Source organism: Geomonas anaerohicana, assembly GCF_016458305.1.
In the GTDB taxonomy this organism is placed as follows: Bacteria; Desulfobacterota; Desulfuromonadia; order Geobacterales; family Geobacteraceae; genus Geomonas; species Geomonas anaerohicana.
In genome coordinates this window covers 37,910-52,046 of record NZ_JAEMHL010000002.1, presented here as the reverse complement: position 1 = coordinate 52,046, position 14,137 = coordinate 37,910, and the positions used below count along the sequence as shown (strand labels likewise).

The window sequence follows — 14,137 nt, the reverse complement described above, 5'->3', positions numbered from 1 at the left end:
GGGTGAGTCGCTGGCTCCTGGGCATCATTTCTTCGGTGCCGCCGTCTCCTCGTCTTTATGCAGCTTGAACTCGATGGCGTCCACGAGAGCCTGGTAGGAGGCCTCGATGACGTTGCTGGAGACGCCGACGGTGCCCCAGCGCCCTTCCTTGTCGCCGCTTTCGATGAGGACGCGGATGGAGGAAGCGGTCCCCTGCCCTGCCGGAAGCACGCGCACCTTGTAGTCGTGCAGTTTCACGTCCTTGAGCTTGGGATAGAACTTCTCCAGCGCCTTCCTGAGGGCGTTGTCCAGGGCGTTGACCGGGCCGTGTCCCTCGGAGGCGGTGTGCTCGACCTTGCCGCCGACCTTGACCTTGATGGTCGCCTCGGAGATGGGCTGGTCGTCCTCGGTGCGCTTCTCGTCGATGACGCGGAAGCCGATCACGGAGAAGAACTTGCGGTGCGTGCCGAGGGCCCGCTTCATCAGCAATTCGAAGGAAGCCTCCGCTCCCTCGAACTGGTAGCCGCGGTTCTCCATGGACTTGATGTCTTCCAGGATCTCGAGGGTGACCGGGTCCTTGCTGTCCAGGTTGATGTTGAACTCGGTCGCCTTGGCGAGGATGTTGGCCCGCCCGGAGAGGTCGGAGACCAGGACGCGGGTGGTGTTGCCCACCAGTTCCGGCCGCATGTGCTCGTAGGTTTCCGGGTGGCGCTGGATCGCCGAGACGTGCACGCCTCCCTTGTGGGCGAAGGCGGAGTTGCCGACGTAGGGCTGGTGCTTGTTGGGCGCCAGGTTGGCCAGTTCGTAGACGTAGCGGGACAGGTCCCGCAGCGTCTTCATCTGGGCGTCGGAGATGCAGTCACGCTTCATCTTCACCTTGAGCGCCGGGATGATGGAGCAGAGGTTCGCGTTGCCGCAGCGCTCGCCGAAGCCGTTGATGGTCCCCTGCACGTGCACGATCCCCTGTTGCACGGAGATGATGGAGTTGGCCACCGCGCACTCGCCGTCGTTGTGGGCGTGGATGCCGAGCGGTGTTTTGATGTGCTTTTTCACCTCGTCCACGATCGCGGCGATTTCGTAGGGCATGGAGCCGCCGTTGGTGTCGCAGAGGATGATGCAGTCCGCGCCCGCCTGCTGGGCCGCCTGCAGCGTCTTGATGGCGTACTCGGGGTTGGACTTGTAGCCGTCGAAGAAGTGCTCGGCGTCGTAGAAGACCTCGGGCATGTTCTTCTTGAGGAACTCCAGCGAGTCGAAGATCAGCTCCAGGTTCTCCTCGAGCGGGATCCTGAGCGCCTCGTGCACGTGGAAGTCCCAGGTCTTGCCGAAGATGGTGGCGGCGTCGGCCTTGGAGTCCACCAGCGTGCGCAGGTTCTGGTCCTTATCCGGGGTGATCTTGGCGCGGCGGGTCGAGCCGAAGGCCGCGATTTTCGCCTGGGAAAGCTTCTCCTTCTTGATGTCCTTGAAGAAGGCGACGTCCTTAGGGTTGGAACCGGGCCATCCCCCCTCGATGTAGTGAATGCCGCATTCGTCCAGCTTGTGCGCGATGCGGATCTTGTCCTCTACCAGGAAAGAGATGTCCTCCGCCTGCGTTCCGTCCCTAAGCGTCGTATCGTAAAGTTTCACCAGGCTCATATCCCCCCCGAACTTCATCAAAAGACGTTCAACGTTCAACGTTCAACGTTCAAAAGTCAGTTTGGGACCGGCTCCGTACTGCCTGTCCCTTTCGCCTTGGGGACTGGCTCCGCAGGTGCCTGTCCCCTTTTGACGTTCGCAGTTCCGCATCCGCCGTTACGGAAACGCCCGAGCCGAAGCCGGGGCGTTTCGTAACGTCGAACGTTGAACGTTGAACGGGTTCTTTACTTCCCGGCCAGGCCGAAGGCGTCGTGCAGCACGCGGACGGCGAGTTCGGTGTACTTGGCGTCGACCACGACGGAGATCTTGATCTCGGAGGTGGAGATCATCTGGATGTTGATCCCCTCCTTGGCGAGCGCCTGGAACATGGTGGTGGCCACGCCGGCGTGGCTCCTCATGCCGAGACCGACGATGGAGACCTTGGTCACGTTCTCGTCGGAGAGCACTTCCTTGGCGTGGATCGCCTCGGCGGTTTCCTTGGTGATGGAGAGTGCTTTCTTGAAATCGGCCTGGGGCACGGTGAAGGTGAAGTCGGTGGAACCGGCCTCGCTCACGTTCTGGACGATCATGTCGACGGAGATGTTGGCATCGGAAAGCGGCGAGAGGATCTGGGCGGCGATCCCCGGCTTGTCCGGTACCTGCATGACGGCAATTTTCACTTCATCCTTGGCGTAGGCGATACCCGAGACGAGCACTGCTTCCATTTCTTTATCCTCCTTGGTAACCATGGTTCCGAGATTTTCGTTGAAACTCGAGCGGACGTGGACGTCGACGTTGTACTTGCTGGCGAACTCCACGGAGCGGATCTGCAGCACCTTGGCGCCGAGGCTGGCCAGCTCCAGCATCTCCTCGTAGGAAATGCGCTCGATCTTCTTGGCGTCCTTGCAGATGTTGGGATCGGTGGTGTAGACGCCGTCCACGTCGGTGAAGATCTCGCAGACGTCGGCCTTCAGGGCCGCGGCGAGGGCTACCGCCGAGGTGTCGGAGCCGCCGCGCCCCAGGGTGGTGACGCTGCCGGACTCGTCGACGCCCTGGAAGCCGGCCACGATCAGGATGGTCCCCTCTTTCAGGTCGGCGCGCATCTTCTTGTCGTCGATGCTCTCGATCCTGGCTTTGCTGTAAGAGGTATCGGTAAGGATGGGCACCTGGAAGCCGAGGTAGGACTTCGCCTTGTACCCCATGGCTTTCAGGCACATGGCCAAGAGGGCGATGGAGACCTGCTCCCCCGCCGCGACAAGCACGTCGTATTCGCGGTTGTCCGGGAACTCGCACACCTCGTTGGCAAGCGCGACCAGCTTGTTGGTTTCGCCTGCCATGGCGGAGACAACCACCACCATGTCGTTGCCGGCGTCATAGGTTTTTGCCACCCTCTTGGCGACGTTGCGAATTCGTTCGACGGACCCCATCGAGGTGCCGCCGTACTTTTGGACCACCAAAGCCATGCCGTCCTCCTTGTACTCTACTGATTGATCCACCCGGAGCATAATCCCGGCGGTAGGAACCACTTTATTAGCACATTAGCGTGTACGGTCAAAACATTTTTTTAAGTAATCACGGCCAAGATAGCCTATTTCTTCATTTTTCGGGGCCGTCCTGTTTACAGTATAAAAAAACGCCCCTCCTCGTTGAGAGAAAGGGGCGTTTGGTTGATACCGTGATCCCGATCGGAAGCGCCACGCAAGCCGCTGTTTGAATCGACAGCGGCGCTGTTCCTGTCACTATGCCAGAACCGTTTCGGCAAGGACCCGCGCACGCGGCCCGGAGGCCTCGAAACAGACGGAGCGCTCGTCGGCCCCGGCGTGATTCAGGGTAACGGTGAGGAGATCAGCGGGGAGATCCTCCTCGAGCCGCTCGGCCCACTCCACCACGCAGGCGCCATCGCCGGAGAAGTATTCGTCGAAGCCCAAGGCCTCGACGTCGTGCGCCCCCTCCAGCCGGTACAGGTCGAAATGGTACAGCGGAATGCGCCCGTCGTAGATGTTGAGGATGGTGTAGGTGGGGCTGGTCACCGGTGTCTCCGGGTCCACCTCCAGCCCGAGCGCGACCCCCTTCGCGAACTGGGTCTTGCCGGCACCCAGGTCTCCCACCAGGGCGACGAAATCCCCCGGCTGCAACAGCCGCCCCAGCCTCGCTCCCAGTGCTACCGTCTCTTCCTGGCTCTTGCTCAACACGCAGGACATCCGGCCGCCTAGGCGATCATGGTGCGCACCATGTCGATGCGCCCGATGATGCCGACCACGCGGCGCCCTTCCACGACGGGGACGGCCTGGACCTTCTTCTCGGTCATGATCTCGGCGACGTCGGAAACCGGCGCCTCCGGCGCCACGCTGGCGACGTCCTCGGAGTAGATATCCCCCACGGTCTGGCCGGTCATCTTCTGCAATTCCTTCTCGAAGCGCTTGTCACTCTCCAGGTAGATGACCCAGTCGAAGATGGAGATGACAGTCGGGATGTGCAGCGGCTTGTCCTGCTCGATCAGGTCGCTTTCCGAGACGATGCCGATCAGGAGCCCCTCGTCGTCCACCACGGGGACGCTGGAGATGCGGCGCTCGGCGAAGAGCTTGGCGAGATCCCTGACGGTGGTGTCGCGGCGCACGGTGATGACGTCTGTGGTCATGATCTCTTTGGCTTTCATCATGGTCATTCTCCCTGTTGATGGTTCGTTGCGGTGGTTCGGGACGCGGCCAGGTTCGCCAGCGCCACGGGGAGCATCTCCTGCACGTCGGTGGCGCTCATCCCCTGGGTGCCCATGGCCTCCACCAGGAAGTCGGCGGCGTGGCCGTGAACGAAGGCGCCCAGTTGGCAGGCGGCGAAAGGATGATACCCCTGCCCCAGGAATGCGGCAACCACGCCGGTCAGGACGTCGCCCATGCCGCCGGTGGCCATGCCGGGATTGCCGCTGCCGTTGATGGCGATGCTTCCGTCCGGCGCCGCGATGATGCTGCGCGCCCCCTTGAGGATCAGGTGCACACCGTACTTGACGGCAAAGGCGCGGGCGCAGCCGATGCGATCAGCCTCCACCTCCGGCACCGAGCATCCCACCAGGCGCGCCATCTCCCCCGGATGCGGGGTGAGCACGGTGATGCGGTCCTTCCTGGCCAACAAGAGTTCCGGCTGCAGCGCCACGGCGTTCAGTCCGTCCGCGTCCAGCACCAGCGGCTTGTCGAGCGCGGGCAGAAGCGAATGCACCAGGTAAATCGTAGAGGGGGCGGTGCCTATGCCTGGCCCCAGCGCGACCACGTCGCGGATCGCTGCGGCGGCGAGGACCTCGGCCAGGGATCCCGCCCTCAGGTAGCCGGTTTGTTCCGGCCCGACCGGAATGGTCATGGCCTCGGTGGTCTTTTGTTCCAGCATCGGGTTCAGGGCGGCCGGCACGGCCAGGGTCACCAGCCCCGCCCCGGCGCGCTGTGCGCTGTTTGCCGCCATGGCCGCGGCGCCGGTCTTGCCGGTACTGCCGGCGACGATGAGGCAGTGACCGCCGCTCCCCTTGTGCGCGGTGACGCTGCGGGGACGGAAGAGGTCGGCCGCGCAGGCAAGGTCGACATACTGCGCGCCCTCCGCCTCGGCGACGACCTTGTCCGGCATGCCGATGTCGGCCACCACCAGGCGTCCGCACAGGTCGGCGCCCGGGTAAAGCACGTTGCCCAGCTTCGCCAGGGCGAAGGTGACCGTGATGTCGGCGCGCACCGCGCGCCCCAGCACCTTACCGGTGGCGGCGTCGACGCCGGAGGGGATGTCGACGGAAACCACGGGCACCCCGGCCGCGTTGATCATCTCGATCGCCTCAGCATAAACCCCGGTCACCTCGCTGTTCATGCCGGTGCCAAGCAGGGCGTCCACGATCACGGTCGCGTCTTTAAGCAGCTCCTCTGCCCCGGCCAGCCCCTGCGGCATGCTCTGCACCGTCGCACGATCCAGGCGAGCCAGGTTGGCCGCCGCGTCCCCGGCCACAGCCTCCGACGCGGCCAAAAGCAGTACCGGCGCTTCCCAGCCGCACTCCGCGAGCAGCCGGGAAATCACGAAGCCGTCGCCGCCGTTATTTCCTTTTCCCGCCACGATGACGGCGCGCCGCGCCTCACCCTCGCCGAAAGCCTCCTCGATGACGTCGGCGCAGCCGCGCCCGGCACGTTCCATGAGCTCCAGCCCCGGCACGCCGAACTCGCCGATGGCCCGCCGATCCATAAGCTGCATGACCTGTCCGCTCACGACCTTCATCTAACGCTCCAGTACCACCATGGCCACGGCGCAACCGGCGTCGTGCGATAGCGACAGGAAACAGGAGCAAAGTCCCGCCTCCCGGAACAGCTCTTCGGCCCGCCCCCCCAGACGCAATGCCGGCTTGCCGAGGGAGTCGTTGACCACCTCCATGTCCTGCCAGGAAAGGCCGTCGCGCAGCCCGGTGCCCAGCGCCTTCAGGAAGGACTCCTTGGCTGCGAAACGCAGGGCATAGTGCTGTGCCGAAAACTTTTTCGTCGAACAGTAATCTATCTCGCCGCGCGTGAAGATGCGCTGAAACAAGGCATCGTTGCCCTGCTTCAGGAACTTCTCGAAGCGCGCAATCTCCACAATGTCAACGCCGGTACCGTAAATCAAGAAAGACTCCCGTGTTGTTGCTCAGGATTGGCGCCGGTCTGTCAGATACGCCGCTCCTACTGATACTATACCACTCACTGCGCCGCGTCGCCTGTACCAGAACCGGGCAGCGACTCGCGCCATTCGCGTACCACCCCGTTCAGGTCCAGCGAGTAATCCGACAGTGCCTTGGCGACCGCAGCGTCCATGTTGTTCCCCTGCCCCAGGTACTTGAGGACCTGCTGCACGGCGTACCAGCCGTAGCGGTCCGCCATGAAGCGGGTCATCAGGTAGCTCTGCTGATACGCCAGTCCTGCCTCGGTGCCCGCCATGCCGGTGAAGCCCTTGGTCAGAGTGGCCATAGGGATCAGGTGGTTACCACGCACTTCCGGGACCCGGGGGACGTACTCCTTGCGCCCCTCGATCTCGGCCAGCCCCTCGTTAAACCAGGTGGGGACGTTGCCGCGGGTAAGTTCGGCAACCAGGACATGGGTGAACTCGTGAAAGATGATGGCGCGCAGTTGCGGCGTGAGCTTGGTGATGCCGCCTACCGGGAGGCGGATCTTGCCGTCGTAGAGCCCGCCGGACCAGTCCGGCCCGGCAGTGACGCTGCTGTAATCCTTCCTGGTGTAGAGGAGCACCGGGATGCGGGTGGTCGGAAAAACGCCCAAGTCGGCGCCGACCGCGTTGTAGGCGCTTTCCAGCGCGTCCAGCACCTCGGCGGAGAGACCGGGGGGAAGCTCGGCGTCGAAGCCCAAGTCGAACATGGAGCTGTACCCCTTGTCCATCCGGGATTCCACCGGCAGCTCGCGCTCGGCCTTCTCGATCAGGGTGGCCAGCACCTTGTTGGCGGGGTCCAGCTCCTTGGCGCGGCGCCACAACTCCAGTGCGCCGGGAAGGTCGCCGGTGTCGTAGCTGATCTTCCCCTGGTAGACCAGCGACTCGCTCCCCTCACCCGCCTGGATCAGCTCATCCCGCGCCACGGAGTAATCCTTGTTGAGGTACAAGGCGATGCCGCGCATGAGGGCGAGCTCTTTGCTGTCGGGTATCAGTTCATGGGCCTGTTTGAAGTTTTCACCGGCTTGGGCGTAACGGCCGGCCTGCAGGTCGCGCTTGGCAAGTTCGCTGTAGGTGAAGGCGAGTTGGTGCTTGAGCTCGAGATCGTAGGGAAAGCGCGAGGTCGCCGCCTTCAGCTCTTCGAGCGCCTGGACGAAGTCCCCCTTGGAGATCAGTTGCTGGGCCTTGGTGCCATAGGTGACAGGATCGGCGGCGAGAGCGGTGCCCGCGCAAAACAGCAGGGCGAGCAGCAGCGTGCGATCAAGCATGCGGCTGTTCCGGGACGGCCGGCTGTTCGGACCGTTTGGCCGGCGCGGCTGTGCGGCGTCCCTGGCAGGCCTCGCGGACCGAGCGGGCGATACCGGCGGCGTCGAGACCGTAGGCGGCCTTCAGGTCGGCCTGCTCCCCCTGCTCCACGAAAGCGTCGGGGTAGCCCAGGCGCACCACCCGCACCCCGGTCACCTCGTGTTCTTCGAGGTGTTCCAGTATGGCGGTGCCGAAGCCGCCCTGGACCACGTTGTCTTCCACCGTGACCAGGAGGCCGGTCCGGGCCAGTTCGATGATCAGTTCTGTGTCGAGCGGCTTGACGAAGCGGGCGTTCATGACGGCAACCTCGATCCCTTCTTCGGCGAGGGCGACCGCAGCCTGCCGGGCCGGCTCGACCATGGTGCCGACCGCGAGGATGGCGCCGTCCTTGCCGTCCTTCAACCTCTCCCCTTTGCCGATGGCCAGCGGGGTGAGGATCTGCTCCATCGGGACGCCGAGGCCGTTGCCGCGCGGGTAGCGCAGGGCCGCCGGGCCATCAAGGGAAAGCGCAGTGAGCAGCATGTGCTGCAGCTCGTTTTCGTCCTTGGGTGCCATTATGGTAAGACCGGGGACGGCGCGCAGATAAGAGAGGTCGAAGACGCCATGGTGGGTGGGGCCGTCGCTGCCGACCACGCCGGCACGGTCGATGGCGAAAACTACGGGGAGATCCTGCAGGCAGACGTCGTGGCAGAGCTGGTCGAAACCGCGCTGCAGGAACGAGGAGTACAGCGCAACCACCGGCTTGAAACCTTGGGCGGCAAGCCCCGCGGCAAAGGTGACGGCGTGCTGCTCCGCGATACCCACGTCGAAGAAGCGCTCGGGGAATTCCTTGGCGAAGGGGGTGAGACCGGTGCCGTCCGGCATGGCGGCGGTGATGGCGACGATGCGCTCGTCCTCCTGGGCCAGCCGCTTGATGGTCTGGCCGAAGACGCCGGTATAGGAGGCGGCGCCTCCCTTACCCTTGTGGACCTTGCCCGTCTTGACGTCGAAGGGACCGACGCCGTGGAACAGCGACGGGTTCGCCTCCGCGGGGGGATACCCCTTCCCTTTCCTGGTCAGCACGTGGATCAGCACCGCGTCGTCGAAACGCTTCACGTTCTCCAGCGTCTCCAAAAGTTTCGGGATGTCGTGTCCGTCGATGGGGCCGATGTACTCGAAACCGAAGGCCTCGAAGAGCATCCCCGGGGTGAACAGGGTCTTCAGCGACTCCTCGGCCCGCTTGGCGATCTTCAGCACCGATCTGCCGAACATGGGGAGCCCCTCCAGGAAGGCCTCCAGGTCCTTCTTGGCGCGATGCACGTATTCGCTGGTGATGGTGCGGGAGAGGAGGTTGGAGAGGGCGCCGACGTTTTCCGAGATGGACATCTCGTTGTCGTTCAGGATCACCACCAGGTCCTTGTTCAGCTCACCGGCGTGGTTCAGACCTTCGAAGGCGAGGCCGCCGGTCATGGCGCCGTCGCCGATCACCGCCAGCACCTTATTGCGCGCCTTTTTCAGGTCGCGCCCCACGGCAAAGCCGACGCCGGCGGAGATGGAGGTGGAGGAGTGTCCGACGTCGAAGCAGTCATGCGGCGACTCGGCCCGCTTGGGGAAGCCGCTGATGCCGCCCTGGGTGCGCAGGGTGCCGAAGCGCTCCTTCCTGCCGGTCAAAAGTTTGTGGGCGTAGGCCTGGTGCCCCACATCCCAGACGATCTTGTCCTTGGGGGAATCAAAGACCCGGTGCAGCGCGATGGTAAGTTCCACCACGCCGAGACTCGGTGCCACGTGGCCGCCGTTGGCGGCGCAGGTGTCGATGATGCGCGCGCGCAGTTCTTCGGCGAGCGTCTCCAGCTCGCGCAACGAGAGCGACTTCAGTTGACTCGGGTCGGTGATGCCGTCAAGGATGCTGGGCATTTACGATTTCCTTTTCACGATGTACGAGGCGATGGCGCGCAGAGGTTCGGCCCCCTCGTCGAATGACGAGAGCGCGTCCAGGGCGATCTCTACCAGCTCGTGGGCGCGGGCCTTGGAAGCCTCCAGCCCCATCAAGGCGGGATAGGTCGCCTTGCCCCTAGCCTGGTCGCTGCCGGCGTCCTTGCCCAGTTCCTCCGTGGTCCCCTCGACGTCGAGGATGTCGTCGGCGATCTGGAAGGCAAGGCCGATGGCATCGGCGTAACGGGTCAGCGATTTGAACTGCTCCTCGCTCGCCGCTGCCAGGATGGCGCCGCAGCGCACCGAGGCGCGGATCAGCGCGCCGGTCTTGTGGGTGTGGATGTAGGAGAGCGTGGCGAGGTCGACGTCGTGGCGCCCTTCGCTTTCCATGTCGACCACCTGCCCGCCCACCATGCCGCGCGAGCCGGAGGCGACGGCGATCTCCTGGATTACCTTGAGCCGTGCCGCGGGATCCCCGCCGGTGCCGTTGGAGAGCAGGATGAAGGCCTCGGTCAGGAGGGCGTCGCCGGCCAGGATGGCGGTCGCCTCACCATATACTTTATGGTTGGTCGGGTTGCCCCTGCGGAAGTCGTCGTTGTCCATGGCGGGCAGGTCGTCATGGATCAGCGAGTAGGTGTGGATCATCTCCATGGCGCAGGCCGCGGGCATCACCGCGTCCGCGGAGCCGCCGACCGCCTCGCAGGCCGCCAGCATCAGCACCGGGCGCACGCGCTTGCCGCCGGCGAAGACCGAGTAGCGCATGGCGCTGTGCAGGGATGCCGGCAGTTCCTCGGCATCGGGGAGGTAGCGCTCCAGGGCCTGGTCGACCAACTGGCACTTCTGCTTCAGGTATTCCTTAAGATCCATGCGAGATTCCTTGTAGTCGAGATCCCCCTCCCCTTGCGGGAGGGGGTTAGGGGGTGGGGGAAGGTGCCATCATTGCCGTAACCCTGCGGCTTCACCCACCCCCCTGCCCCCTCCCGTCAAGGGAGGGGGGGAGGCGTCCCTGCTAACGATGCCCGGCCGCGATCAAACAAGAGGTTGGTGCTACTCCACCTCTTCGAAGGGCCTGGTGGTGAGGCTGCCGTCGCGCTGCTTGATGAGCACTTCGACCCGCCGCTCGGCCTCGTTGAGCTTCTTCGAACAGAAGGCGGAAAATTTCACCCCCTCCTCGAACGCCTTCAGGGAGTCCTCGAGCGAAAGCTCGCCCCCTTCCAGCTTCTTCACGACGTCCTCGAGCTTCTTCAGTGCGGTCTCGAACTTCTCAACGGCCATGCCAACCTCGTGTCCGGGTACTGCCGCGACGGATTAGAAGCGCCGCCGCGTTTAATTATTAAAAAGTGATCGCCTATTATACCGATCGCTCTGGTGCCGTCAAGGATTCACTCTGCCCGCTGGCCTGCTCCACGGTACAGAGGGCGAAACCGGCGGCAAGGGATAATTCGAGTCGATCGCCGGGTGCCAGTTGACGGAACGAGGTGACCACCGAGCGACCGGGGAGCTTGCGGGCGATGCTGTAGCCGCGGGAAAGCGTGGCCAGCGGCGAGACAGCATTGAGGGTGCCGGTGGCGAGCCCGACGCTCTCCGCGGCGCAGGCCAGACGCCGTGTCATGGCGTGGTCCAGGCGCAATGAGAGCGTCGAGAGCCGCTCCGCGTTGCGCTGCAGGGTGAGCGCGGGACTCTGGCGGGCCAGGCGCGCCGACAGGGTGACGATGCGCTCCGAGGCGTCGTCGAGGATCAGCCCCGCCTCCCGCACCAGGCGGGCGTCCAGCGAGTCGACCCGCTGGGCCAGGTGGCCGAGAATACGGCTCGGGTCCGTGATGGCGCGGCTCATCGCCGTCACCAGCGCGCGCGAGCGTTCCAGCCGGCGCAGTTGCGCGACCTGGAGCCGGTGGCTCAGCGCCTCCACCGTCGCGGTCAGTTCCTGCTTGCTCTGCACCACCAGTTCAGCCGCGGCCGAAGGGGTGGCGGCGCGCAGGTCGGCAACGAAGTCCGCGATGGTGAAGTCGATCTCGTGCCCCACCGCAGAGATGACGGGAACGGTGGACTTATGAATGGCACGGGCCACCACCTCCTCGTTGAAGGCCCACAGGTCCTCCAGCGATCCGCCGCCGCGGCCGACAATCATGACGTCGACGTTGCCGGCGCGGTTCAGGTCGGCGATGGCCGCAGCGATCTCCTGGGCCGCCCCCTCCCCCTGCACCCGGACCGGTGCGATCAAAAGTTCCACGTTGGCGAAGCGGCGCGAGAGCACGGTGAGGATGTCGCGGATGGCGGCGCCGGTGGGCGAGGTAACCACGCCGATCTTGCGGGGGAGTTTCGGGATCTCGCGCTTGTGCAGCTCCGAGAAGAGCCCTTCCTTGGCGAGGCGCTCCTTCAACTGGATGAAGGCAAGCTGCAGCCCGCCGATCCCCTGCGGCTCCATGCTGTCCACGGAGAGCTGGTACTCGCCGCGCGGCTCGAACAGGGTCATGCGGGCGCGCACCAGGACGCGCATGCCGTCGCGGGGGGTGAACTTGAGGGTACGGAAGGCGCCGCGGAACATGACGCAGCGGATCTGGGCGCCGGGGTCCTTGAGGGTGAAGTAGCAGTGCCCCGACTGCGGGCAGGCGAGGTTGGAGATTTCCCCTTCCACCCAGACCTGGTCGAAGTTCTCCTCCAGGAGGCCGCGCACCAGCGCCGTCAGCGCGCTCACCGTCAGGACACGGCGTTCTTTGAAAAGTTGCATGGAGCCTCCTGGCTCTGCCACGTGTGAATCCCGTCTCCTGAAGGGCGGCGTTCAGGGGTCGGCTCCTCCCCCCGGAGGGGGGAGGCTGGGAGGGGGGAAGCTAGTGCAAGACGCTGCGCGTCCCCCTCCCTATCCCTCCCCCTCCGGGGGCGGGGACTCGCCTTGGTGCTATCCAGAGGGAGCGCTGCCCCCTGCTGAGTAAGATGTTTTCTTGCTGTTACTGCAGCCGTTTTCTAGCATGCAGCCAGCGCCATTGTCAAACCGGTTGACCGTCCGGCCGTGTCGATGTTAGTATGCGCGCCATGAAAAATTACCCTTATGTAATAACTGTTTCCTCGGAAAAAGGGGGCGTCGGCAAGACGACTTTGGCGACCAACCTCGCGATCTTTCTGAAGGCCCTGGACGAAAATCTGCCGGTGTCGATCTTCTCCTTCGACAACCACTTCACCATCGACAAGATGTTCTCCATCAAGGGGCAGAAACTGAACGGCACCGTGGCGGACCTCCTTTTGGAAACCCGCGGGCGCGACCTGCTGCACACCGGGCAGTACGGGGTAAACTACATCCCCTCCTCCACCACCCTTCCGGAACTGCGCGGCTCGCTCAAGGGACCGATGGTGCTGGCACGACTCCTGGCGATGTCCGAGATCCCGGGCATCCTGATCGTCGACACCCGCCCCGACCTCGACGTAATGACCCAGAACGCGCTCTACGCCGCGGACCGGGTGCTGGTCCCCATCAAGGACATGGCCAGCATGGACAACTGCCGCAACATCTTCGAGCTGTTCGATAAGAGAGGACTGGATAGAAAGAGCCTGTCGCTCATCCCCTGCCTGATCGACGAGAGGATCAAGTTCGAAGGGATGTTCAAGGACCAGAAGACGCTCCTGAAGGCGTTCGCCATCAACCGCGGCTTCCGCTGCTCCGACATATTCATCTCCAAGAGCCCCAAGGTGGAGAGCCTCAACACCAACCCCGAAGGGAAGATCTACCCGATCCTCACCCACGGGCGCGGTACCGACGTCTACGGCCAGTTCGCGGCGCTGGGGCAGACCTGCCTCAACGAGTTCTACGAGACCGAAGAGCCGCGCGCCATGCTCTACGACAAGTGGCAGCACGAGGAGAACAAGAGAAAGAAAGAGGAATACTTCGGCAGGCTTTCCGGGCTGAAGAGCCAGTGCCTGGTGTGCGGGAAAGAGTTGAGCCAGGAGTCGCAGGTTTCCTACTACTGCGAGAGCTCCGACGGCGCCGCCAGCGGCTACATGGAAGCCGACTGCTTCACCGGGTTCCTGGTATCGACCATCTTCAAGATCGAGCGCCAGTTGCCGCAGGACGACCCGACCCGGCAGATGATCCACCAGACCGCGCTGGAGTCCGTGTTCGTACTGAACCCGGGCGTCGGCGACGAGGCGGGGAGCATCGACTTCCACCGTTTCGACCTGACCGGCAGCGAATTGTTGAAGAAGAAGTACCCGCTGGCCCGCGCCCCGCAGCGCGACGGCTTCTCCGGGATCATGACCGAGACCCTGGCCGGCTATGAAGGTGAGTTGCGCGACGCCTTCCTGATGGTTCACCCCGTGAACGGCAACAACCCCGCCTCTATCCTGGTGGACGACAAGTACCGGGAAGTCGCGAAGCTCAAGAAGAAGATCGCGGCACAGCTTTAGAGAGGCAGAAACGGTTCAACGTTCAACGTTCAACGTTCGACGGAGGCCTTCCAGGTCTGCAGCTTTGTCGCTACTGCGCGTCCATAGAGAGGCAGAAACGGTTCAACGTTCAACGTTCAATGTTCGGCGCAGGCCTTCCAGGTCTGCAGCTTTGTCGCTACTGCGCGTCCATAGAGAGGCAGAAACCGTTCAAGGTTCAACGTTCAATGTTCGGCGCAGGCCTTCCAGGTCTGCAGCTTTCTCGCTACGGCACGTTAGGTGAACGTAGCGATGAGGGTGACCGAAG

The 14,137-nt window shown here is 63.9% G+C and carries 12 protein-coding genes; 1 reads left to right on the top strand and 11 read right to left on the bottom strand.

From position 1 onward, the window contains the following. Window positions 1–24: 24 nt before the first annotated feature. From cimA to xseA, 11 genes are all read right to left on the bottom strand, one after another. Window positions 25–1,611: a citramalate synthase gene (cimA, locus tag JFN91_RS03600; RefSeq protein WP_199387853.1), complete on the bottom strand. Its 1,587-nt coding sequence runs from the start codon at window positions 1,609–1,611 to the stop codon at window positions 25–27. A 224-nt stretch (window positions 1,612–1,835) separates the two neighbouring features. Beyond that, a complete protein-coding gene (locus tag JFN91_RS03595; RefSeq protein WP_199387852.1) occupies window positions 1,836–3,053 on the bottom strand; it encodes an aspartate kinase in 1,218 nt (405 codons plus the stop codon). A gap of 276 nt (window positions 3,054–3,329) precedes the next feature. Beyond that, on the bottom strand, window positions 3,330–3,791 hold the full coding sequence (gene tsaE / locus JFN91_RS03590; protein ID WP_199387851.1) for a tRNA (adenosine(37)-N6)-threonylcarbamoyltransferase complex ATPase subunit type 1 TsaE: 462 nt from the start codon (window positions 3,789–3,791) through the stop codon (window positions 3,330–3,332). 8 nt (window positions 3,792–3,799) lie between these two features. After that, a complete protein-coding gene (locus JFN91_RS03585; RefSeq protein WP_199387850.1) occupies window positions 3,800–4,249 on the bottom strand; it encodes a CBS domain-containing protein in 450 nt (149 codons plus the stop codon). Between the two features lie 2 nt (window positions 4,250–4,251). Beyond that, on the bottom strand, window positions 4,252–5,826 hold the full coding sequence (locus JFN91_RS03580) for an NAD(P)H-hydrate dehydratase (RefSeq protein WP_199387849.1): 1,575 nt from the start codon (window positions 5,824–5,826) through the stop codon (window positions 4,252–4,254). Continuing rightward, on the bottom strand, window positions 5,827–6,204 hold the full coding sequence (locus JFN91_RS03575; RefSeq protein ID WP_199387848.1) for a holo-[acyl-carrier-protein] synthase: 378 nt from the start codon (window positions 6,202–6,204) through the stop codon (window positions 5,827–5,829). Window positions 6,205–6,278: 74 nt separating this feature from the next. Then, entirely contained in the window at window positions 6,279–7,508 is a 1,230-nt protein-coding gene (locus JFN91_RS03570) for a peptidase MA family metallohydrolase (RefSeq protein ID WP_199387847.1), read from the bottom strand. Continuing rightward, window positions 7,501–9,438 carry a 1-deoxy-D-xylulose-5-phosphate synthase gene (gene dxs / locus JFN91_RS03565; RefSeq protein ID WP_199387846.1) on the bottom strand — a complete coding sequence of 646 codons (1,938 nt, stop codon included), beginning with the start codon at window positions 9,436–9,438 and terminating at the stop codon, window positions 7,501–7,503. Before dxs ends, JFN91_RS03570 begins: the two co-directional genes overlap by 8 nt. Next, window positions 9,439–10,323, bottom strand: a complete 885-nt coding sequence (locus tag JFN91_RS03560) for a polyprenyl synthetase family protein (protein ID WP_199387845.1) — start codon at window positions 10,321–10,323, stop codon at window positions 9,439–9,441. It lies immediately after the preceding gene. A 180-nt stretch (window positions 10,324–10,503) separates the two neighbouring features. Beyond that, entirely contained in the window at window positions 10,504–10,731 is a 228-nt protein-coding gene (locus tag JFN91_RS03555) for an exodeoxyribonuclease VII small subunit (RefSeq protein ID WP_199387844.1), read from the bottom strand. A gap of 76 nt (window positions 10,732–10,807) precedes the next feature. Then, window positions 10,808–12,184, bottom strand: coding sequence for an exodeoxyribonuclease VII large subunit (gene xseA / locus JFN91_RS03550; RefSeq protein WP_199387843.1), 1,377 nt, complete (start codon window positions 12,182–12,184; stop codon window positions 10,808–10,810). A gap of 293 nt (window positions 12,185–12,477) precedes the next feature. Between xseA and JFN91_RS03545 the strand changes: the two genes are divergently transcribed. Then, complete coding sequence (locus tag JFN91_RS03545) at window positions 12,478–13,851, top strand: ParA family protein (protein ID WP_199387842.1); 1,374 nt, start codon at window positions 12,478–12,480, stop codon at window positions 13,849–13,851. Window positions 13,852–14,137: the final 286 nt, after the last annotated feature.

Coding starts and splice junctions, on each gene's coding strand:
- JFN91_RS03555 (WP_199387844.1), bottom strand. CDS start 10,731: ATGGCCGTTGAGAAGTTCGAGACCGCACTGAAGAAGCTCGAGGACGTC.
- tsaE (WP_199387851.1), bottom strand. CDS start 3,791: ATGTCCTGCGTGTTGAGCAAGAGCCAGGAAGAGACGGTAGCACTGGGA.
- cimA (WP_199387853.1), bottom strand. CDS start 1,611: ATGAGCCTGGTGAAACTTTACGATACGACGCTTAGGGACGGAACGCAG.
- JFN91_RS03570 (WP_199387847.1), bottom strand. CDS start 7,508: ATGCTTGATCGCACGCTGCTGCTCGCCCTGCTGTTTTGCGCGGGCACC.
- JFN91_RS03580 (WP_199387849.1), bottom strand. CDS start 5,826: ATGAAGGTCGTGAGCGGACAGGTCATGCAGCTTATGGATCGGCGGGCC.
- JFN91_RS03595 (WP_199387852.1), bottom strand. CDS start 3,053: ATGGCTTTGGTGGTCCAAAAGTACGGCGGCACCTCGATGGGGTCCGTC.
- JFN91_RS03560 (WP_199387845.1), bottom strand. CDS start 10,323: ATGGATCTTAAGGAATACCTGAAGCAGAAGTGCCAGTTGGTCGACCAG.
- xseA (WP_199387843.1), bottom strand. CDS start 12,184: ATGCAACTTTTCAAAGAACGCCGTGTCCTGACGGTGAGCGCGCTGACG.
- dxs (WP_199387846.1), bottom strand. CDS start 9,438: ATGCCCAGCATCCTTGACGGCATCACCGACCCGAGTCAACTGAAGTCG.
- JFN91_RS03585 (WP_199387850.1), bottom strand. CDS start 4,249: ATGATGAAAGCCAAAGAGATCATGACCACAGACGTCATCACCGTGCGC.
- JFN91_RS03545 (WP_199387842.1), top strand. CDS start 12,478: ATGCGCGCCATGAAAAATTACCCTTATGTAATAACTGTTTCCTCGGAA.